Annotated in this window: 22 protein-coding genes; 1 reads left to right on the forward strand and 21 read right to left on the reverse strand. The window is 36.8% G+C overall.

From position 1 onward, the window contains the following. Positions 1 to 312: 312 nt before the first annotated feature. The 15 genes from V7024_RS16785 to accB form a co-directional block, all read right to left on the reverse strand. A complete protein-coding gene (locus V7024_RS16785) occupies positions 313 to 1287 on the reverse strand; it encodes a tyrosine-type recombinase/integrase (RefSeq protein WP_438824477.1) in 975 nt (324 codons plus the stop codon). A gap of 150 nt (positions 1288 to 1437) precedes the next feature. Further along, positions 1438 to 2232: a sporulation transcription factor Spo0A gene (gene spo0A / locus V7024_RS16790; protein ID WP_335521977.1), complete on the reverse strand. Its 795-nt coding sequence runs from the start codon at positions 2230 to 2232 to the stop codon at positions 1438 to 1440. 346 nt (positions 2233 to 2578) lie between these two features. Beyond that, on the reverse strand, positions 2579 to 3880 hold the full coding sequence (gene spoIVB, locus V7024_RS16795; RefSeq protein ID WP_335521979.1) for a SpoIVB peptidase: 1302 nt from the start codon (positions 3878 to 3880) through the stop codon (positions 2579 to 2581). A 119-nt stretch (positions 3881 to 3999) separates the two neighbouring features. Beyond that, positions 4000 to 5739, reverse strand: a complete 1740-nt coding sequence (gene recN, locus V7024_RS16800) for a DNA repair protein RecN (RefSeq protein ID WP_335521981.1) — start codon at positions 5737 to 5739, stop codon at positions 4000 to 4002. 278 nt (positions 5740 to 6017) lie between these two features. Further along, a complete protein-coding gene (gene argR / locus V7024_RS16805) occupies positions 6018 to 6467 on the reverse strand; it encodes an arginine repressor ArgR (RefSeq protein ID WP_242218865.1) in 450 nt (149 codons plus the stop codon). A gap of 156 nt (positions 6468 to 6623) precedes the next feature. Then, on the reverse strand, positions 6624 to 7463 hold the full coding sequence (locus V7024_RS16810) for a TlyA family RNA methyltransferase (RefSeq protein ID WP_335521985.1): 840 nt from the start codon (positions 7461 to 7463) through the stop codon (positions 6624 to 6626). Between the two features lie 3 nt (positions 7464 to 7466). Then, positions 7467 to 9359 carry a 1-deoxy-D-xylulose-5-phosphate synthase gene (dxs, locus tag V7024_RS16815; protein ID WP_335521987.1) on the reverse strand — a complete coding sequence of 631 codons (1893 nt, stop codon included), beginning with the start codon at positions 9357 to 9359 and terminating at the stop codon, positions 7467 to 7469. A gap of 255 nt (positions 9360 to 9614) precedes the next feature. Continuing rightward, entirely contained in the window at positions 9615 to 10508 is an 894-nt protein-coding gene (locus V7024_RS16820) for a polyprenyl synthetase family protein (protein WP_335521989.1), read from the reverse strand. Beyond that, on the reverse strand, positions 10508 to 10738 hold the full coding sequence (locus V7024_RS16825) for an exodeoxyribonuclease VII small subunit (RefSeq protein ID WP_335521991.1): 231 nt from the start codon (positions 10736 to 10738) through the stop codon (positions 10508 to 10510). The genes V7024_RS16820 and V7024_RS16825 overlap by 1 nt, the downstream gene beginning before the upstream one ends. Continuing rightward, positions 10728 to 12086 carry an exodeoxyribonuclease VII large subunit gene (xseA, locus tag V7024_RS16830; RefSeq protein WP_335521993.1) on the reverse strand — a complete coding sequence of 453 codons (1359 nt, stop codon included), beginning with the start codon at positions 12084 to 12086 and terminating at the stop codon, positions 10728 to 10730. The genes V7024_RS16825 and xseA overlap by 11 nt, the downstream gene beginning before the upstream one ends. Positions 12087 to 12113: 27 nt before the next feature. Then, positions 12114 to 12974, reverse strand: a complete 861-nt coding sequence (gene folD, locus V7024_RS16835) for a bifunctional methylenetetrahydrofolate dehydrogenase/methenyltetrahydrofolate cyclohydrolase FolD (protein ID WP_335521995.1) — start codon at positions 12972 to 12974, stop codon at positions 12114 to 12116. A gap of 179 nt (positions 12975 to 13153) precedes the next feature. Continuing rightward, positions 13154 to 13537 carry a transcription antitermination factor NusB gene (gene nusB / locus V7024_RS16840; RefSeq protein ID WP_335521997.1) on the reverse strand — a complete coding sequence of 128 codons (384 nt, stop codon included), beginning with the start codon at positions 13535 to 13537 and terminating at the stop codon, positions 13154 to 13156. 346 nt (positions 13538 to 13883) lie between these two features. Next, entirely contained in the window at positions 13884 to 14276 is a 393-nt protein-coding gene (locus V7024_RS16845) for an Asp23/Gls24 family envelope stress response protein (protein ID WP_020061574.1), read from the reverse strand. Positions 14277 to 14298: 22 nt separating this feature from the next. After that, on the reverse strand, positions 14299 to 15651 hold the full coding sequence (gene accC, locus V7024_RS16850) for an acetyl-CoA carboxylase biotin carboxylase subunit (protein ID WP_335521999.1): 1353 nt from the start codon (positions 15649 to 15651) through the stop codon (positions 14299 to 14301). A 17-nt stretch (positions 15652 to 15668) separates the two neighbouring features. After that, positions 15669 to 16151: an acetyl-CoA carboxylase biotin carboxyl carrier protein gene (gene accB, locus V7024_RS16855; protein WP_335522001.1), complete on the reverse strand. Its 483-nt coding sequence runs from the start codon at positions 16149 to 16151 to the stop codon at positions 15669 to 15671. Between the two features lie 866 nt (positions 16152 to 17017). Here accB and V7024_RS16860 point away from each other — a divergent pair. Next, a complete protein-coding gene (locus tag V7024_RS16860; protein WP_335522004.1) occupies positions 17018 to 17218 on the forward strand; it encodes a DNA recombination protein RecO in 201 nt (66 codons plus the stop codon). Between the two features lie 129 nt (positions 17219 to 17347). Here the strand turns inward: V7024_RS16860 and V7024_RS16865 are convergent, their stop codons facing one another. The 6 genes from V7024_RS16865 to spoIIIAC are packed head-to-tail and all read right to left on the reverse strand — an operon-like array spanning position 17348 to position 20985. After that, positions 17348 to 17905, reverse strand: a complete 558-nt coding sequence (locus tag V7024_RS16865) for a SpoIIIAH-like family protein (RefSeq protein WP_335522006.1) — start codon at positions 17903 to 17905, stop codon at positions 17348 to 17350. Between the two features lie 12 nt (positions 17906 to 17917). Then, positions 17918 to 18556, reverse strand: a complete 639-nt coding sequence (gene spoIIIAG, locus V7024_RS16870) for a stage III sporulation protein AG (protein ID WP_335522008.1) — start codon at positions 18554 to 18556, stop codon at positions 17918 to 17920. After that, entirely contained in the window at positions 18549 to 19178 is a 630-nt protein-coding gene (gene spoIIIAF / locus V7024_RS16875; RefSeq protein ID WP_335522011.1) for a stage III sporulation protein AF, read from the reverse strand. The genes spoIIIAG and spoIIIAF overlap by 8 nt, the downstream gene beginning before the upstream one ends. A gap of 12 nt (positions 19179 to 19190) precedes the next feature. Continuing rightward, on the reverse strand, positions 19191 to 20363 hold the full coding sequence (spoIIIAE, locus tag V7024_RS16880; protein ID WP_335522036.1) for a stage III sporulation protein AE: 1173 nt from the start codon (positions 20361 to 20363) through the stop codon (positions 19191 to 19193). Between the two features lie 11 nt (positions 20364 to 20374). Then, positions 20375 to 20761, reverse strand: a complete 387-nt coding sequence (spoIIIAD, locus tag V7024_RS16885; RefSeq protein WP_081625659.1) for a stage III sporulation protein AD — start codon at positions 20759 to 20761, stop codon at positions 20375 to 20377. Between the two features lie 20 nt (positions 20762 to 20781). Continuing rightward, positions 20782 to 20985, reverse strand: coding sequence for a stage III sporulation protein AC (spoIIIAC, locus tag V7024_RS16890; RefSeq protein WP_020061584.1), 204 nt, complete (start codon positions 20983 to 20985; stop codon positions 20782 to 20784). Positions 20986 to 20994 lie beyond the last annotated feature (9 nt).

Consider the following 20994-nt stretch of genomic DNA (forward strand, 5'->3'; position numbering starts at 1 on the left):
CCTAGCCTACACACGCACGGAAGGGATATGCGTTGAATGTGTAGCGCTGATGTTTGCGGTGGTTCAGCTCCCCTTTTACGTTTTTAATTTAACGACTTGGTACGGCTTCCACGTCGTGACTTACCGCAGCAGTACCTAAAAAGACAGCACTTAAGAAGCCTTGCATTCTTCGAAAATTTCCGATAAAATGAAGGTACTGATGACGGTATCGTCCTATATTCAATTGTCGTTGAATGTACGGGTTTCCGTTAGTTAGTTTTGAGTCGATTATTTTGAGTCTCCAGTTGGCGCTGGAGACTTTTTTCTTTTTAATTAAATGTCTAAATGATTTAGAGGTGAGTGACGTTGATATTTCTTTCCTACCTCACCGTCCGTAAAATCTAAGTAAGCCTTTTGCGTTACTTCTACGCTGGAATGCCCTAAAATACGGGATAGAGTTACGAAATCTCCGCCATTTAACAAGTAATACTTCGCAAAGTTATTCCGTAGTTGATGCGGGTGTATATCTACTCCTACCTTCTTACCCGACATTCTAAGCGACCTTTCAAAGTTACGTATTTCTAATTTCGTTCCTCTTATCGTTGGGAACAGGTAGACACTATTTGAATAGCGATCCCTATATAATAACCAACTCTTTAATTCCCTCGACATCTTAAAGGAGAAATAAACATAACGTTGTTGACCGTTCTTTGGATTTTCAATAAGAATAGACTTCGTTTTAAAATCTAACGCATTAGGTGTTAAAGATAAGCATTCTCCAATTCGCATTCCCGTGTCTAATATTAGACGTGTTATTAACCAGTCTCGATAACCATGGAAAGTCGTATTATCAAACGTTCCTAGTACGCTTAACAGTTCTTCCTTCGATAATAATGGCTTCTTCTTACGGCTTGGTTTTATATTCTCTATTGCTTCGACTGGATTTTTGCGTATTTCTCGCTCTACTTCGTACAAATAATTAAAGAACACTTTTATATTTCGAATATAATTAGCGATTGTTGTCGCGCTTATAGGCTTGTTATAGTCTTCTCGCTTATGCGGGAAATTGACTTTCACAGATTTGTCACTAACTGTGACCGTATACTTACCACGTTCTCTTAAATATTTAATATAATGGCGTATATGAGCCGATTTAACTTTATCGACTTCACTAATATCGAATTCATTTTGCATATATGCCGAAAATAGTTTTAACGTCTGTTCATAACTTCTTAACGTCTTTATCGACAGATTCTTCGATGTACAATACAACATAAAGTTTTCAATTTGAAAATTAAATTCGGACAACAAAAAACACCGCCTCTCAATAGTTTGTAAAAACTACCGAAAGACGGCGTTTATCGCCTTTTGACCGAGTTATTTATCGGTCAGAAAAGATATTTATTGCTCAACGCTCTCTAACGTTACAATCCGCTCAAGTCGTTGATACGTATACGATTAGCTCGCCTTATGTTCAAGCCTTAACTTATCCGCTACCATCGCGATGAATTCAGAATTCGTCGGCTTTGCTTTTGACATGGATACCGTATAGCCAAATAAAGAAGAAATGGATTCGATATTCCCACGGCTCCACGCAACTTCAATTGCATGACGAATTGCACGTTCCACACGGCTTGCTGTTGTATTATATTTCTTTGCAATGTCTGGATATAGTACTTTTGTAATTGATCCAAGCAGTTCAATGTCGTTATAGACCATAGAAATTGCTTCGCGCAAATACATATACCCTTTAATATGAGCTGGTACACCAATTTCATGAATGATACTCGTAATGCTTGCATCTAAATTTTTCGGTTTTCCATCAGACGTTGTTACTGAACGAAAAGCTGATAGCGGTCGTTTAATGATAGCGCTTGATTTTCCGCTAACTTGACGAATATGACTCGTTAAATTTTCCATATCAAATGGTTTTAAGATAAAATATGACGCCCCAAAATCAACAGCTTTTTTCGTCACATCCTCTTGTCCAAATGCTGTTAACATAATAACATTCGGCTGTTTAAAACGATCCATTTGACGCATTTTTTCTAGTACTGCGAGACCATCTAAATGTGGCATAATAATATCGAGAACAAGTACATCGGGTTGTCTCTCTTTTAATAAATTTAAGCACTCTTGACCATTATACGCTACACCAATCACTTCCATATCATCCTGAGCAGCAACATAACTTTCTAACATAGATACAAGTTCTTTATTATCATCCACGAGACACACTTTAATTTTCTCCACAGCTTTTCCTCCCTACTAATGGTTTCTCCCGGCATAAAGTATTTCCTTCTAGACTACATGAATTGTTCGACAATTATGTGAAAATCCCCTTTAAAACTTTCTTAAATTCCGAAAAAATCACAAAAAAACATTTTTATCGTCCATTTCTTAGTGTTCTTTTACATATTCCATCATATGATTACAGCTGAATATGCATGCTCTACTTTTATTTTACAACAAAAAACACCCGTTGCGAAACTTTTGTAACATTTCAACGGCTTTACAAGAAAAATTTTTATCAATAAAGAGATTTTTTCTTCTTTCTTCCACAATTAAAAGTAACAAAAAAAACAAGCTGAATTCAAGTTCAGCTTGCTTTTTTCTGATCTGTATAAATATTAATCCCTGCTTCATGTAGCATCCACTCAATATGAACACCGTATCCAGATGTTGGATCATTGACGAATACATGCGTTACAGCCCCAACTAATTTCCCATCTTGTACAATAGGACTACCACTCATGCCTTGTACGATTCCACCTGTTTTTTCTAACAAGCGTTTATCTGTAATCTTTACAACCATTCCTTTTGTTGCAGGGAATTTTTGCGGAACTGTACTCACAATTTCTATATCGAACGCTTCCACTTTGTCTTGATCAATAACTGTCAAAATTTTCGCAGGCCCTTCTTTCACTTGATGAGAAAGGGCAATCGGAAGCGATTCATCCATAATCCCATTTTTCATTTCTGTATTTAACTTACCAAAAATACCAAAGGGACTATTCGTTGTAATATTACCAATAACTTCATGATCTGGTGAAAATCTTGCTAATTTTTCACCAGGATCTCCATTGCTACCACGTTCAATAGATGTTACTGTCGAACGAACAATTTGTCCATCTTCAACTTGAATTGGCTTTTTCGTATCGTTGTCAGAAATTACATGACCAAGCGCGCCGTATTTCATTGATTCTGGGTGAATAAATGTCATTGTTCCAATACCTGCAGCTGAGTCGCGAATGTATAATCCAATTCGATACGACTGTTCTCCACCATCTTTTTGCGGAGTTAATTTTGTACGAATATATTTTCCATCTCTTAACAGAACAAGATTAAGCGATTCTCCCGTTTTCCCGCTGTTATGAATAAATGGTGCAATATCACTCATTCGTTCAATTGTCTTGCCATTTATTTCAGTAATCATATCCCCTACTTGTACACCTGCAAGCTCACCTGGAGATACTTTTCCTTTTTCTGTTTGAATTAAATGATGTCCTACAACAAGTACCCCTTTTGCATTTAATTTCACACCAATTGATTGCCCGCCTGGAATTACTTTAAAATCTTTCAGCACTTTCACATTTACTTTTTTCACAGGTAATCCTGCAAGCTCATAGACCATATCAGCTTCGCCATTTTGATGCGCATTTACTGAAATGGTTTTTTCACTAACACGCCCAGAAGCAATCGTAAATATCGTTTCATCAGTTGATTTTGTTTGAAATACAGGCAAAGAAGATACTTTTGAATCTTGATTTTGAAATATAACAAGTTGCTTTGGAAATGAAATAAACTCACGAAGAGGTTTATAACACCCGATAAAGACAAGTGAAACAAGGAGACAGATCCCTATGATTTTTCGAAATTGCTCTAATTTCAATCTTTTCACTCTCCTCGCTCCTAACCCACATTCAGCCAAGCGGCTTCATTATTTAATGTCTCCTTGCTATCATCTCTTTATAACCGGAAGAATTAAGAAATCTTTGCTGTTAACAAAAAAGCTACCCATTATTGGATAGCTTCTGCTGCTTGTTTAAAACGATGCGCCTGTGAGAGCAACTCTCTTGCATGCTCCGTCGTTAAGTCAGTAATTTCCACACCAGAAATCATACGAGCAATTTCTGTTACTTTTTCATTTTGACTGAGTACAGTAACAGATGTAACTGTGCGTTCATTCGCAATTTGTTTACGAATAAATAAATGAGCATCTGCCATGGATGCGACTTGTGGTAAATGCGTAATACATAACACTTGTGAATTGACAGAAACGCGATAAATTTTTTCCGCAATCGCCTGCGCAACACGCCCACTTACCCCAGTGTCTACCTCATCGAAAATAACAGAGGCAACTCCTTGATGTTTAGAGAAAATACTCTTTAACGCTAAAATAATACGGGATAATTCCCCTCCCGAAGCTACTTTAGAAAGTGGCTTTAACGGTTCTCCTGGATTCGTGGAAATATAAAATTCTACATTATCATACCCAACTTGCGTCATTTTGACAGGAGCTCCTTCAACAAGAGGATCGTCAATTGTTCCTTCTTTTTTCTTTATCATCACTTCGAATTTTGTTTTTTCCATGTATAGCTCTTTTAATTCTTGATGAATAGCCGTTGTTAATCGATTCGCAAGATTATGGCGCATATCACTTAGTAACCTCGCCTCTTTCACTATAAGCTGTTCGATTTCTTTTAGTTTCTTTTTCGTCGTTTCAATGTGTACATCTTTATTTTCAATCGTAAATATCTCTTTTTCAATTTCATCCGCATACGCTAAAATCTCTTCTACAGTATTTCCATATTTACGCTTTAACATACGAATTTCATTTAAACGCGTTTCAATTTCATCTAAACGATTTGGATCATATTCCATCATATCTAACTTTTCGCGGAGCTGATAAGCTACTTCTTCTAATAAATAATAGCTATTTGCAATCGCATCGTAGTTCTCTTGATATGCAGTATCCAAATCCGTAATGCTCTCCATTTGATTCATTGCATTTCGAACATGATCTAAACCAGAACGTTCTTCCGTTAAAGAACGATACGAATCACCCAATGCCTTATAAATCTTTTCGAAGTTCGAAATCTTCAATCGTTCTTCTAATAAATTTTGCTCTTCATCTATTTTCAAGTCCGCATTTCGAATCTCTTCATGTTGAAATTGAATTAAATCTAGACGATGTGCCATTTGTTGCTCATTCTCTGTTAAAGAACGCAATTGTTTTTTTAATTGCTCATATTCCCTATACACATTTTGATACTTTTCTAACTGAACTAAAATATGATCTCCCTCAAAATGATCAAGCATAAATAAATGACGGTCTTCATTCATCAAATCTTGCGTTTCATGCTGTCCATGAATATCAACAAGCGTTCTTCCAATTTCCTTTAACGTGCTTAATGTTACAAGCTTTCCATTGACGCGGCATACACTTTTTCCATTCACAGAGATATCCCGTTTTAAAATAATCATGCCATCTTCAATTTCAATATCAAGTTCTTCAGCTTTCATAGCACAAGGATGCTGTTCATCTTCAATATAAAATAAACCTTCAATTTCAGCTTTATCTGTCCCATAACGTACAAATTCCGCTGAGCCGCGTCCCCCAACAAGAAGACTAATCGCATCAATAATGATGGATTTTCCTGCGCCCGTTTCACCACTTAAAACCGTGAGCCCTTTTTGAAAAGAAATGTTTAATGATTCTATAATAGCAAAGTTTCTAATCGATAATTCCGATAACAATGCCTCATTCACCTCGTTATTTCATTCACACTCCGCACGGGAGGCTTAAACTATTCACACATACATTCTTCTATTACTTCTTTTTGATGAAGAATATGCTATGTAACCTGCTTCATTGTACCAAACATTCGTTTTCACGGTCAATGTAACAATAATGATATTCCTATCTAGAAATTTACATTTTCACATGCTATTCTGAGATTTTTATGTCTCTATAACAAAAATATCTTGTCTACTTTTTACTCTTTTGAGTAATAAAGCAAACAAGATTCTTTTTGTTACAGCATATTTAAAAAGCGATTCGATACAACCCCTGTATCTTCAGGTGTACGACAAATAATTAAACACGTATCATCACCGCAAATTGTGCCAATAATTTCATCCCATTCTAAATGATCAATCAGCGCACCGAGAGCATGTGCATTACCTGGTAATGTCTTTAACACAAGCATATGCCCAGCTGCATCTAATTTAACAAACGAATCAACAAGATTGCGTTTTAATTTTTGAAGCGGGTTAAAACGTTGATCAGCTGGTAAGCTATATTTATAGCGTCCATCATGAAGCGGTACCTTTACTAAATGTAATTCTTTAATATCTCGTGATACCGTCGCTTGTGTTACATTAAAACCTTCATTACGTAAAATATCCACTAGCTCGTCTTGTGTTTCAATTTCTTTATTTGCAATAATTTCTCGAATTTTAATATGGCGCTGCCCTTTATTCATATTTTTTGCACCTCGCACTATCTCTTACCGTAGTTTTACCATCGTTATACTTCACTTATTTATGTTAACGCATAATCGGCTACTTGTACATAATTGTTTTTACAATCGTTATACAATTCTAACTTTCTATACGAGTAAAAAGAGGAACAACAATTGTTATTCCTCTTTTCCTTTTTTCTTCAAGGCTTCGTGAGCTTCTGTCACAACTTCCTCCGCTCGAACAAGTGATTGATTTTCTCCTTGTTCACGCTCACCATACCATTTTAAATGTATTAAAAATTCAATGTTTCCATCTCCGCCCGTAATTGGAGAAAATGTTAAGTTTTGAACATCGTAACCTTCTGCTAGCGCAAAATCGACAATCATTTCTATAACCGCTTCATGTACTTTACGGTCTCGAACAATTCCCTTTTTCCCCACTTGATCTCGCCCAGCTTCAAATTGCGGCTTAATAAGCGCTGCAACATCACCACCAGGTGTTAACATCGTTTTCAATACAGGTAAAATTAATTTCAAAGATATAAACGATACATCAATGCTTGAAAATTGTGGTAAGCCTTTCTGCAAATCAGCAGGTGTTACATAACGAAAATTCGTCCGTTCCATTACGACAACACGCTCGTCCTGTCTTAATTTCCATGCAAGTTGGTTATACCCTACATCTAAAGCGTATGATAGCTTTGCACCATTTTGCAAAGCACAATCTGTAAATCCACCCGTTGATGAACCAATATCCAGCATAATCTTATCTTGCAAATCTATATGAAACGTCTCTAACGCCTTTTCTAACTTATATCCACCACGGCTTACATAGCGCATTACTTGTCCTTTTAATGTAATTTCTGTATCTTGCGGTATTTTTTCACCAGGTTTATCTAAACGCATTTCGTTTGCATATACAAGCCCTGCCATAACGGCACGCTTCGCTTTTTCTCTTGTTTCAACAAGTCCTCGTTCTACTAATAGTACATCTACTCGTTCTTTTTTTCCGCTCATTTGTTACGCCCTTTTTTGTTTTAATGGAATCATTGTACAAATACGTTCAACAACGGCTTCTGTTGTTAAACCAATTTCTTCAAGAAGTTTAGAAACACCACCGTGTTCGATGAAATGATCTGGAATACCCATACACTCAATTAGCGCATTATGATATCCATGTTCACTAGCAAACTCTAACACACCAGAACCAAATCCTCCAATTAAACACGCCTCTTCAATTGTTAAAATTGGCATATTCTTTCCTAATAGTTCATGTAAGTATGCTTCGTCCATCGGCTTAATAAAACGAGCATTTACAACCTTTACAGAAATCCCTTTCTTCTCAAGTGATTCTGCCGCTTCCATGGCCATCGGAATTGTCGTACCAAATGTTAGAATCGCCGCTTGTGATCCTTCGCGAAGTGTTTCCCATGTACCGATTGGAATTTCTTTAAACTCTTCATCCATAGGCACACCAAGTCCATTTCCACGTGCGTAACGAAGCGCAATTGGTCCATCTTCGTACTTGATTGCTGTATATACCATATGTTGACCTTCATTTTCATCTTTCGGCATCATCAAAACAATATTTGGAAGATGACGTAAAAATGCAATATCAAATATACCTTGATGCGTTTCTCCGTCAGCTCCTACTAATCCCGCTCGATCAATCCCGAAAAAGACATTTAAATTTTGGCGACATACGTCGTGAACAACTTGATCATAAGCGCGTTGTAAAAATGTAGAATAAATCGCCAAAAATGGCTTCATGCCTTGCGTTGCTAAACCAGCTGCCATTGTTACTGCATGCTGCTCAGCAATCCCTACATCAAACATACGATTCGGAAATTCTTTTGCAAATTTTTCAAGCTTTGACCCAACCGGCATTGCTGGCGTCACAGCAACGATACGCTGATCATTCTTCGCTAATTTACGAACTGCTTCACTAACAACTGAACTCCATGCCGGTGCAGCTTCTTTTGGCTTCACGAAATCACCAGACTCAATTTTGTACGGTCCTGTACCATGCCAAGTTCCAATTACATCACTTTCAGCTGGCTTATAGCCTTTTCCTTTTTTCGTAATGACATGCACAAGAACAGGACCTTTCGTTTTCTTGGCATATTGAAGATTTTCAAATAAACTTTCATAATCATGCCCATCAACAGGCCCTAAATATGTGAAGCCTAACTCTTCAAAAAACACACCCGAAACGAGTAAATATTTCAAGCTATCTTTTACTTTTTCGGCAGTTGCAGCTACTTTACCACCGACAGCTGGAATTTTCTTCAATAAGTATTCTAGTTCATCTTTTACCCACTGATATTTCCCTGCCGTACGTAAACGTCCAAGTACGTTATGCAATGCACCAACATTTGGTGCAATCGACATTTCATTATCGTTTAAGATAACCGTCATATCTGTTTGTTCATGTCCAATATGATTAAGTGCTTCAAGCGCCATACCACCTGTTAATGCACCATCACCAATAATAGGAACAATATACTCTTTCGTTTTCTTTAAATCACGAGCAAGCGCCATTCCCATGGCAGCAGATAAGGAAGTAGAGCTATGTCCCGTTTCCCATACATCATGTTCACTTTCACAACGCTTCGGAAAACCACATAAACCCTTATATTGTCTTAATGTGCCAAATTCCTTTGCACGCCCCGTTAAAATTTTATGTACATAGGATTGATGTCCTACATCCCATAAAAATTTATCTCTTGGACTATCGAATACTTTATGCAAAGCAATTGTGAGTTCTACTACACCTAGATTTGGAGCAATATGTCCACCTGTTTGAGAAAGCTCTTCAATTAAAAACTTTCGAATATCTTCGCTTAACGCTTCTAGCTCGCTTATAGACATATCCTTCAAAAAACTAGGATTTTGAATTTGCGTCAGATCCACCAGGATCACTCACTTTCGTTTCATAATCTGTCATCATGTCAACTATTATACATCCGTAAAATATAGTTGCATTTAATTGTATTACAAAAATCAAGCATATTCTTTATTTTATACGATGAAAAAAGAGCCGCTAACACAAAGTGATAACGGCAATGTAATCTACGTATATTTTTGCCAAAAAAAGAAAAGAAAAACCTTTGTCTACATTTATACCATAAAATCCTGAATGGCTCAACAAATGAAAACATTCTTATACTAGTGGTTGCGCTTTGCAATTAAATCACAAATTACTAACAAATATTCATCTTGTAATTGTAAAGAAGAAATAGCCTCTTTTGCTTTCGTAATTGTTTCTTCTAAAATTTGCTTCGCTTCCTCTACTGTGAATAACGTTGTATATGTACTTTTTTCATTTGTCATATCGCTTCCGACCGGTTTCCCAATCTCTTCTTCTATTCCTTCTACATCTAGAATATCATCACGAATTTGAAAAGCAAGTCCGACATACTTCGCAAAGGCAAGTAGTTTTTCTTGTTGCGCAGCCGTAGCTCCTGATAATAACGCGCCAGCTAATACGGCAAATTCTAATAAACGTCCGGTTTTATTCTTATGAATATATTCTAACTCACGAAGGTTTAATTGCTTTCCTTCCGCTTCCATATCCGCAACTTGTCCACCAACCATTCCTTCTGGTCCTGCTGCTTTAGCGAGTTCTAGTGCGATGCGTAGTTTTGTTTCGGAAGTAATTTCTTTATTGTCTTGCTCTGTTACAACTTGGAATGCATATGTTAACAACCCGTCACCAGCTAGTACTGCCATCGCCTCACCAAACACTTTATGATTTGTTGGTTTCCCGCGACGTAAGTCATCATCATCCATACAAGGTAAATCATCATGAATTAAAGAATATGTATGAATCATTTCTAATGCGCAAGCTGTACCTATCCCTAATTCTCTATCTTTTCCAAACGCTTGCAGCGTCGCAAATAAAAGTAACGGGCGGAGACGCTTTCCACCCGCTTCTAATGAATACACCATCGCCTCGCGAAGTACCCTTGGACATTGCAAGGCGCTTGCATAACGCACAAGATTTTCTTCTACTAATACTTTACTTTCTTTCATAAAAGCATCAAAAGTTAAATGCGTCATTATACTTCCTCTCCTAAAGTAGAAAACGGACGAAGTTCACCATTTTCACCAAGTATGACAGCCATTTGTTCTTGTACGCCTTTTAATTTTTCATCGCACAGTTTAGAAAGTTCCATACCTTCTTTGAAATACGAAATTGCTTCTTCAAGCGGAACATCACCTTGTTCGAGCTTGGAAACAATTTGTTCAAGCTTTGCAATCGCTTCTTCAAAGCTCACTTTATTTTCCATCGCCTAGTTCACGCTCCTCTATTCCCCATACATTACAGTCTAGTACACCATCTTGAAGCTGCACTGTCACTTCATCTCCAAGCTCAATTTCTTTTATGCTTTTTAGCACCTGTTTCTCATTATTATAAACAAGACCGTAGCCTCGCATCATCACTCTAAGCGGACTTAACGTTTCTAACTTCTCTATCGCTCTTGTAAAAGCAAACTCTTTTCCTCGCAATAGAGACTGCATTTCACGTTGCAATTGCTTTTGCAATGTGTCTAACGTAAGCTTCGTTTGTTCAATTTTTTGCGTGGGATGATGCTTTCCTAAATAAAATGACAATTGCTGAAGTTGATTCGTCTTCTTTTCTATGTATCGCTCTTTCGTTTGTATCAACTTATCAATTGTACGATCCAATTGTTCTTCCTTTTGCTCATACAATTGCTTTGGATAGCGAAACGCATATGATTTTTGTAATGCTTGCAAATGTTCCTGCTTAGAGTTCAACATCTCACGCATCACTCGCGTCAATCGAAGTGTACGCTGCATCACTTTTTCTTCTAATTCAAGAATGTGAGGAACTGCCAGTTCAGCTGCCGCTGTTGGCGTTGGCGCTCTTAAGTCCGCAACAAAATCTGCAATTGTAAAATCTGTTTCATGTCCCACAGCAGAAATGATTGGGATTGGACTCGCAAAAATTGCCCGGGCTACTGTTTCTTCATTAAACGCCCACAGTTCTTCTATTGAGCCTCCGCCGCGCCCAACAATTAACACATCGATAGCATGCATTTCATTCGCCTTTTCGATAGCTTGTACAATTGAGGGAGCTGCAAACTCCCCTTGTACTAGAACTGGAAATACAATTACTTTTCCAATCGGATAACGGCGGGCAATTGTTGTCATAATATCTCGAATTGCCGCACCTGTTGGTGAGGTTATCACACCAATTGTTGTTGGATAAGCAGGAATCATTCGTTTATATACTTGTGAAAACAGCCCTTCTTCTTCTAAACGAGCCTTTAATTGCTCATACGCTAAATGAAGATTCCCTACTCCATCTGGCTGCATATCTTGAATATAGATTTGGTATGAACCACTTGCTTCATAAACAGAGATTTTCCCTTTTACAAGCACTTTCATCCCGTCTTCTGGTCTGAACTTTATATTGCGATTATGACTCGCAAACATGACCGCAGCAATTCTTGCATTTTCATCTTTTAATGTGAAATACATATGACCGCGGCTATGATATTTAAAATTTGAAATTTCTCCTTTTAACCAAACAGACTGTAGATGAGAGTCATACTCTATTTTAGTTTTCATATAACGAGTTAACGCTGTAACGGTTAAATATTGCTTTTCCATCTCTCTCTCCTCATAGCCGCCATGCAATTACTTACAAACAACACCTGTGCGCTGTGCAGATAATACTGTATTTTCTAATAGCATTGTAATCGTCATTGGGCCTACGCCTTTTGGTACTGGTGTAATGTGACTTGCAACGTTTAAGACATCGTCAAAATCAACATCACCGCACAGTTTTCCTGTTTCTAAACGGTTTACTCCGACATCAATTACAACTGCGCCTTCTTTTACGTAATCAGCTGTTACCATTTTTGCTCTTCCAACTGCAACAATTAAAATATCCGCTAATTTCGTTAATTCTTTTATATTCGCTGTTTTTGAATGGCAATACGTTACTGTTGCATTCTCATTTAAAAACAGTTGTCCTACTGGTTTTCCAACAATATTACTTCGTCCAATAACAACAACGTGTTTCCCTGTAATATCAAGGTTTGTTTCTTTTACTAATTCTAAAATACCATGTGGTGTACATGGAAGGAACGTATCTTGTCCTGTCATCATACGACCAATACTAATTGGGTGGAAACCGTCCACATCTTTCTCTGGAGAAATTTTTTCAATGATAGCTTTCTCTTCAATATGGTTTGGCAACGGTAATTGCACTAAAATACCATGAATACGATCATCATTATTTAAACGGTCAATTTCCGCTAATAAACGATTTTGTGTAATGGAATCTGGAAATGTAATTAACTCAGAATAAATCCCAACTTGTTCGCAGCCTTTTTCTTTCCCCTTCACATACGAATGAGAAGCCGGATCGTCCCCGACTAAAATAACAGCTAGCCCTGGTACAATTCCTTGTTTTTTTAGTTCTGCAACTTTCTCTTTTAACTGTGCTCTCTTTTTCTCTGCTACTTCATTCCCTTTGATGATTACTGCTACCATATCAAAATTCCCCCTTTAAAAATGACAAAGCTACTTTTTCTCCCACTCTAACGGGCAGTATAGCTTTCACATTAACATTCTAAAAATGAAAGAATAAAGATGAAAGATAACTGCCCGTAAAAGCTTGATCGGTAAGAGCTTTCTTAAGCTATGATGAAGCTTCCACGCTCAAGAAAGTCTTACTGTATGCTAGATAAAACGCCGTTAATAAAACGACGAGATTCCTCATCCCCATATGCTTTTGCAATTTCAATTGCTTCATTAATAGTTACGTTATGTGGAATATCTTCCATGTATTTCATTTCATACACAGCAATTCGTAAAATACTGCGATCAACAACGCTAATGCGTTCTAATTTCCATTTTTTTAAATTTTGACGAATGAGCTCATCAATTGCTTCTTTATGCTCCACACATCCGCAGACAAGCGCTTCTAAAAATTCATTTGTATTTTCGCCTTCTTCAAGTGTGTTTTCTACTGCTGCTTTCGGATTGTAGTCTCCGGTAATATCCATTTGATAGAGTGCTTGCATCGCTCTTTCTCTAGCCGTCCTACGTTTCATTGTAACTCTCCTTTGTGCTTCAAGTCTTTCTTATGTTTTGTTATATTATTATAATTTATAAGCCATCGAATTACTTATTCTTTATAATTTTTGCCCAGCTTTCAATCTTATAATACAATGATAATACCACAATTTATCGTTTCATACACGAGTTCCCTAACGGAAAAATAATAAAAACATTAACTTCAAGTTCCATATCATACCACAATGTACGTTTTTTTCAAAAACACAAGTTCACCTTTGTGAATTTTTCATTTTTTCAAATAATATAATATCTTTTTTGTTTAAATATAAAGAATACAAACGATAAAAAAGGCGCCTGAATCACAAGGCACCTTTTTCAGTATTACACTGGCTCAATTTCTGTCTTTGGTGTCTCAAATGTTACACCAACGATATGAACGTTTATTTCTTTCGGTTCAAGACCTGTCATTGTAAACAGCGCTTGACGAATATTATCTTGAATGTTTTGTGCAACAACTGGAATTGCTACACCAAAGTACATTAATACGTATACATCAACGATAATATCATCATTTGCTAATTCTACTTTTACGCCTTTTCCATGATTTTTCTTTCCTAACTTCTCAACAACATCTGTTGCAAAGTTACCACGCATTGCTGCTACACCTTCTACTTCAGAAGCAGCAATACCTGCAATTACTTCAATTACTTCCGGTGCGATTTCTACTTTACCAAGAGTTGTATCTTGTCCCATGTCTAACATATGTTCAGCCATGAAAAAACCTCCTTTAAATGTATCAGTGCGCCGTTAAATCATGCTGTTCTAAAAACTTCGTATTAAATTCACCTTGTACAAATTCAGGGTGGTCAAGAAGCTGTAAATGAAACGGAATCGTCGTATGTACACCCTCAATGACGAATTCACTTAACGCTCGTTTCATTTTCGCAATTGCTTCCTCACGTGTTTTCCCATAAACAATAAGCTTCGCAACCATCGAATCGTAATAAGGCGGAATCGTATACCCAGGATATACAGCTGAATCGACGCGAATACCAAATCCTCCTGGCGGTAAATACATTTCTACCTTTCCTGGAGATGGCATAAAGTTTTTGGCAGGGTTTTCCGCATTAATTCGGCACTCAATTGCCCAACCGTTAAATTGTACTTCTTCTTGCTGCAGTGATAACTGCTCTCCTGATGCAACACGAATTTGCTCTTTAATAAGGTCTATTCCCGTCACCATTTCAGTTACAGGATGCTCAACTTGAATTCGCGTATTCATTTCCATGAAATAGAAATTTTTCGTTTTATATTCGTAAATAAACTCAACCGTACCAGCACCTGTATAATCTACTGCTGCTGCTGCTTTTACTGCTGCTTCTCCCATTTGTTGACGGATAGTAGCATCTAAAGCTGGAGATGGTGACTCTTCTAACAGTTTTTGCAAACGACGCTGAATTGTACAATCACGCTCTCCTAAATGAATGACGTTACCATGATTATCTGCCATCACTTGAATTTCTACATGACGGAAATCTTCAATATACTTTTCTAAGTATACACCAGGGTTTCCAAAAGCGGTACTTGCCTCTTGCTGTGTAATTTGAATTCCTTTTACAAGCTCTTCTTCCGTGCGTGCAACGCGAATTCCCTTTCCGCCGCCGCCCGCTGTTGCTTTAATAATAACAGGATATCCAATCTTCTCTGCAAGTGCTACTGCTTCTTCGGTATTTTTAATAATGCCTTGTGAACCAGGTACAATCGGAACCCCTGCTTCCTTCATTGTATCACGTGCAACGTCTTTTGTGCCCATTTTTGAAATAGCTTCTGGACTTGGACCGATAAAAATCAAGTTACATTCACGGCAAAGTTCTGCAAAATCAGCATTTTCAGCTAAAAATCCATATCCAGGGTGAATTGCATCACAACCTGTTAATTTTGCAACGCTAATAATGTTTGTTAAGTTTAAATAACTTTCCTTTGATACAGTTGGACCAACGCAGTATGCTTCATCCGCAATTTGTACATGAAGCGCTTCTTTATCTGCTTCAGAATAAATTGCAACTGTTTCAATATTCATTTCTTTGCAAGCACGAATAATTCGTACCGCAATTTCCCCACGGTTCGCAATTAATACTTTTTTAATCATGATTCCAGACTCCCTTATTATGCTTTTACAAGAAATAGCGGTTGTCCATATTCAACAAGCTGACCGTTATTCACAAGAATTTCAACGATTTCTCCATTTATTTCCGCTTCAATTTCATTAAAGAGTTTCATTGCTTCTACGATACAAACAATTTTCCCTTCTGTTACTCGATCTCCTACATTTACATATGCTGAGGCATCTGGTGATGGAGATGCATAGAACGTTCCAACCATTGGAGATGTAATTTTAAGTAAGTTCTCATCTTGTAATACTTGTTTCTCTTCTTGCTTTGGAGCTTCAACTTGAGCTGGTGCAGCAACTACTTCTGGCGCTATAGCTTGTACAGGTTTCTGTACTGCTGGAACAGGCTGAACAGCAATTACTTCATTGCCACGCTTTTTCATCTTAATTGTCGTACCATCTTTTTTGTATTCAAATTCATCAATATTAGAATCATCAATCAGCTTAATTAACTCACGAACTTCTTGTATTTTAAACATGTAAAATCCACTCCTATATACTTGTTTTTCCTGTTGTAACAACTCAAAACATCAGTAATGAATACCATTTACTGAATCCAGCTAGAACAATCAATCTTAAATTCCTTCTCGTACTGTCAATGAAAAACTACTATGAAGTTTCATACTATATAAATACAAATTGAAAAGCCTATATAAAAACCACTTTTTTAATTAGGCAAGAGCACTTGGCCATGCATAGAAGCGGTCAAATCCCTTTTTTTGCCACGTGCAATATGAAAACAAAGAGAAAAGAGAAGTGCTGGTTACTTTTGTTTTACATTACAGTGACTTATTATGTTGGAAAATCAAAATGTATTTATATATATACTCATCTTACGATAAATATTTTTAACATTCCAATTTTATTTCTTCTGTATAATGTATGAAAATTCCTGTCAAAGTAACAGTATGCTATTTTATCCCGCTATTCGTGGGCAGTAATACCCCCCACTGATTAAAGTTTCACTTTATCACCTAGTAATAATACCAAGTTTCACTCGAAATTGGCAAGACCACTTCCAAAAAAACACCCTCATCCACTTCATTTATATAAATCCACTTTAATTTTTTAACCCACAAATCACAACTATGCAGAATATAACATACCGCTACTGGCCTAATCCTTTTGTTTCAAACCTGGCATGTGGCAGGAATAGGACCTGACCGCTCCTATGCGCGGCCAGACGCTCTCGCCCTCCCCTAAAAAAAGGGGGTTTTTATGTCGTATTTATGTAAGTTTATATATTTTTCACTAAATAATTGAAGTTTATTTACATCCACTTCATATTCCCTTCATATAAGAATAGTATCGTAAAAATAGAATCAAATACAGTGAGGTGTGAGACGTGAACATTTGGCTTATTCTCTTTCTACCAGCTGTTATTATTTGGGGCGTAGCACTCTGTATTCAAATGAAATGCGGACAAAGTAACCGCCGTCGTCAAGAACCAATGATTTTTCATTCACAACAAATTTCTCCTATAAAAACAACAGAAGCGGAACTGCAATTGCTTGATGAACTTCTAGTAGATAAAGTGAAACTTTAATCAGTAGGGGTTTTCTCCATCCCCCACCTAACTTCTTTAGAAAAGCAGAAGCGGCTCGCCCAGAATCGCAGGACGCCCACTCCTACGAATAGCGGGATAAAAAAAGCTATCGAAAAAATCGATAGCTTTTTACTTTGCTATTTCATATCGAACGTCTGCCATTAAGCCCGTCTCACTTTTTACAAGCTGTATAATTTTATTTGCTTCTTTTGCGGAAAGTTTTGCTGCTTTTACTGTCACTTTAATATCATTTCCATCTTTACGTACAAGCGTATCTTTATAACCGCCTTCTGATTTAATTAAAGTTTCCAATAACGTTTCTTTTGCCGCTAAATCAGTCAATGCATCAAATTCATTTTTTGCTTTATTTCTCTCTTCAGCAGAAGTGTTTGTTGAGTTCATTACATCTTGCAATTTTTCTTTCACTTCACTGCGCTGATCCTCCATTTTTAAACGAAGTGCTGTGAAACTATCATCACTAGCAGAATGACTCGTTACTTTTCCTTCATTCTTACCTGTTTCTTTTTTACTAGTTTCCTTTTCAGAGCCTTGCTTCTCCTTCGCTCCCTCTCCTAACGATGTTGCCACTTCCTTAGTTTTATTATCTGGCGTCATCACATAGTAAACCGAAAGTACAATTACCAAACTTAGCATTGTTAATAACCAAACTGTTTGTTTTTTTAACACTTTATTTCCTCCCTAATTCTTTTTTGGTAAGACAGATACACGGTGACTTGGAACCTCTAGCATACGCGTAACAGCTTCTATCACCATCTGTTTCACTTGTAAATTATCCACTCCTTTCGCAACAACAAGAACACCGCGAACTTTCGGCTTATCTTCTCGAAGTACAATCGGAGTTTCTTTATCACCTTGGCGTACAATCACTGTTTTTTTATCCATCGATTCATCTTCAACTTTCCGCTTTCCACCTTCTTTATCTGTTTCATCTGTCGTTTGCGATCGCTTTACTGAATTTTTATCAAGTATTTTTTCTTCTGATGAATCAAGATTAACTTCAATTGTTACATCTTTAACGCCTATAACACTTTCTAATGCTTCTTTTAATTGCTGTTCATATTCTTTTTCATATTTATCAATAATAGATTTATTGTCACTATTCTTTTGTCCAAATGTTGGTACATCTTTTACTTGTTCTGTTTGCGATTTGAGAACAGGTACTTCTGGATTTTTTGTTTGGAAAAGGTTACTAGAAAACATAAGGATGATCCCAAGTATGAGTAAAATGATTAAAAATTTTGCTGAAATTTTTTTCTCTTTCTCATCTTTTTCATTTCCTTTAAAAAGATTGCGAAGAAACTGAAATTTATTATTCATTTACCTTCCCTATCCCCCCTTCCATCTGAATCTTAATTTTGTTCTCTTCTAATTGCCATTTGTTTGAGAAAAATTGTTTCATTTCAGTTGTATTTTGTTCTGACGTCTTTTGAGGTTCTTTCGCGTTAATTTCTACCTTTTGGATCGTTTCAATAGCTCCTTTTTGACTTCGTTCATTTGCTTGAAGCGATACAACAACTGACTGAATATCCTGCTGGGATTTCACTTCCTTTTTGCCTTCTGGTACTTTTATCTGTAAACTCATAACGGCCATACCATATTGTTCTTCCAATTCTTTTCCAACTTGCTTTTTCATTTGGACAGCCATCTGTTCTAAAATATATGCACGTTGTGAGGCTTGTATTTCTTTTTTCTTTTCACTAATTTTATTTTCTATTGATCCATTTGCTATATACTTGTCCTGACTAACATTTGCAATCACATCTTGAATATCTGTTTGAAATAATTTAAATAAGGGGGTTAAGATGAGAACGACTAGAAGCAAACTTACAACAAATTTGACATACTTTTGTAAATTTGAATTAGGAAGTAACATATGAAGCATCGTTGCTAATAAGAGAAACACAATAATATTTCGAATCCACTCCACGACAAATTGCAACCTTCTCAACTCCTAACGCATCATTAACGTAATGTTTCCAGCTGCGATAACAATCGTGATACTTAGAAAAAACATAAATGATACAATAGCCAAACAAGCAAACACGTATATAATACTTCTTCCGATAATATCCAGGCATTGAATAATTGCTCCTCCACCGACTGGTTGCAGCACTGCTGCCGCAAATTTATAAATAAATGCAATGCAGAAAATTTGAATAGCAGGAAAAGCAACGATAAGTAATAAAATGACAACCCCAACAATCCCCACTGTATTTTTTAATAGAGCCGATGCACTAAGTACAGTGTCTGCTGCTTCAGTAAACATTCGGCCGACAACTGGGATAAAGTTTCCTGTTACAAACTTTGCTGTTTTCACCGCAATTCCATCCGCTACCGCTGTTGTCGTTCCTTGTACAGAGAGCACGCCAAGAAAGATTGTTAAAAAAATCCCAATGATGCTAACGCTAACATTTTGCAACAGCTTGGACAATTTTGTAACTTTATATTGATCGCTCATTGTACTGACAATACTTAAAATTGTAGCAAGGAGAAGAAGCGGTAAAACAATATAATTCATAAGCATCCCGCTTGTATTCATAAGAAAAACAATAATTGGATGAAAGAAGGAAACAGATACAACACCGCCTCCTGTCGCAATGAGCGCCAACAAAATAGGGAGGAGTGCTAAAATGAAATCGATCATTGTTTGAATGGTGTCTCTTGTATACGTCATAACAACATAGAAACTGTTTAAAGCAAAGACGATAAGTACCATATATACAACAGCATCCGCTATTTTCCCGACGCTACTTTTCGCAAAAGCAGATTGAAGCGACTGCAAAAGCGCGCTGAAAATAGTAAGCATAATGAGTGTCCCAAGGAGCTTTCCGTTAGCTACTAATTCATGAAATAAATACTTTAGTAATCCAATCATCCACTCTTTAATCGAAAACTCTTTTTCCCCTTTAACAAACTCCATAAAACTGCCCTTTTGGCTTTCCGGTAAATATCCACCGTACTTCGCAACAAGGTCATCCCAATATTTCTTTACATCCTCTATCCCAAGCTTTCCTAGTTGTTCATCTACAACATTATGTTTTTGGGGAGAAGCTTGTACGATAATTGGAAAAGAAAAAAAGAGGAAAAAAGCAAACAAAAGCTTCATTCCAAACGGGCGCACAATTCACCCCTCCTTTATCCGGTTGGTAAAAAACCGAGAATCGTTTCGATTACAACCGTTAATATCGGAATCGCCATCACTAAAATTAAAATTTTCCCTGCTAATTCAATTTTTGAAGCAATCGCGCCTTGCCCAGCATCTTTCGTAATTTGTGCACCGAATTCTGCAATATAAGCAATTCCAATAATTTTCAGCAGCGTTTCCACGTACACATTGCTCACTTTCGCTTCATTTGCAATACGCTCAATCATCGTTAAAATAGAATGAATTTGATCAATTACAAGTAAAAACATAACGCTACTAACAAATACAATAAACAATGAAGTTACACTCGATTTATGCTGATTCAATACTGCAGCCAAAAAAGTCGCTACGAGCCCTAGCCCTACAATTTGTAATATTTCGATTCGAATCGCCTCCTTTACTGAAAAAGAAAGACGCTTTTAATCTTGTCAAACAAATTGTTAATTAAAAAGGCAACTTGGAATAAAATTACGACAAAGCCAACGAGAATCACCCAGTTGGCAATATCTTCTCGCTTTAGTTCTTTCAGCACAGTATGAATGAAAGCTAATATAATACCAATTCCTGCAATTTGAAAGATTAATCCAACGTCAATCGACATCACCTTTCC

This window comes from Bacillus sp. JJ864, from assembly GCF_036963045.1.
Lineage (GTDB): Bacteria > Bacillota > Bacilli > Bacillales > Bacillaceae_G > Bacillus_A > Bacillus_A pseudomycoides_C.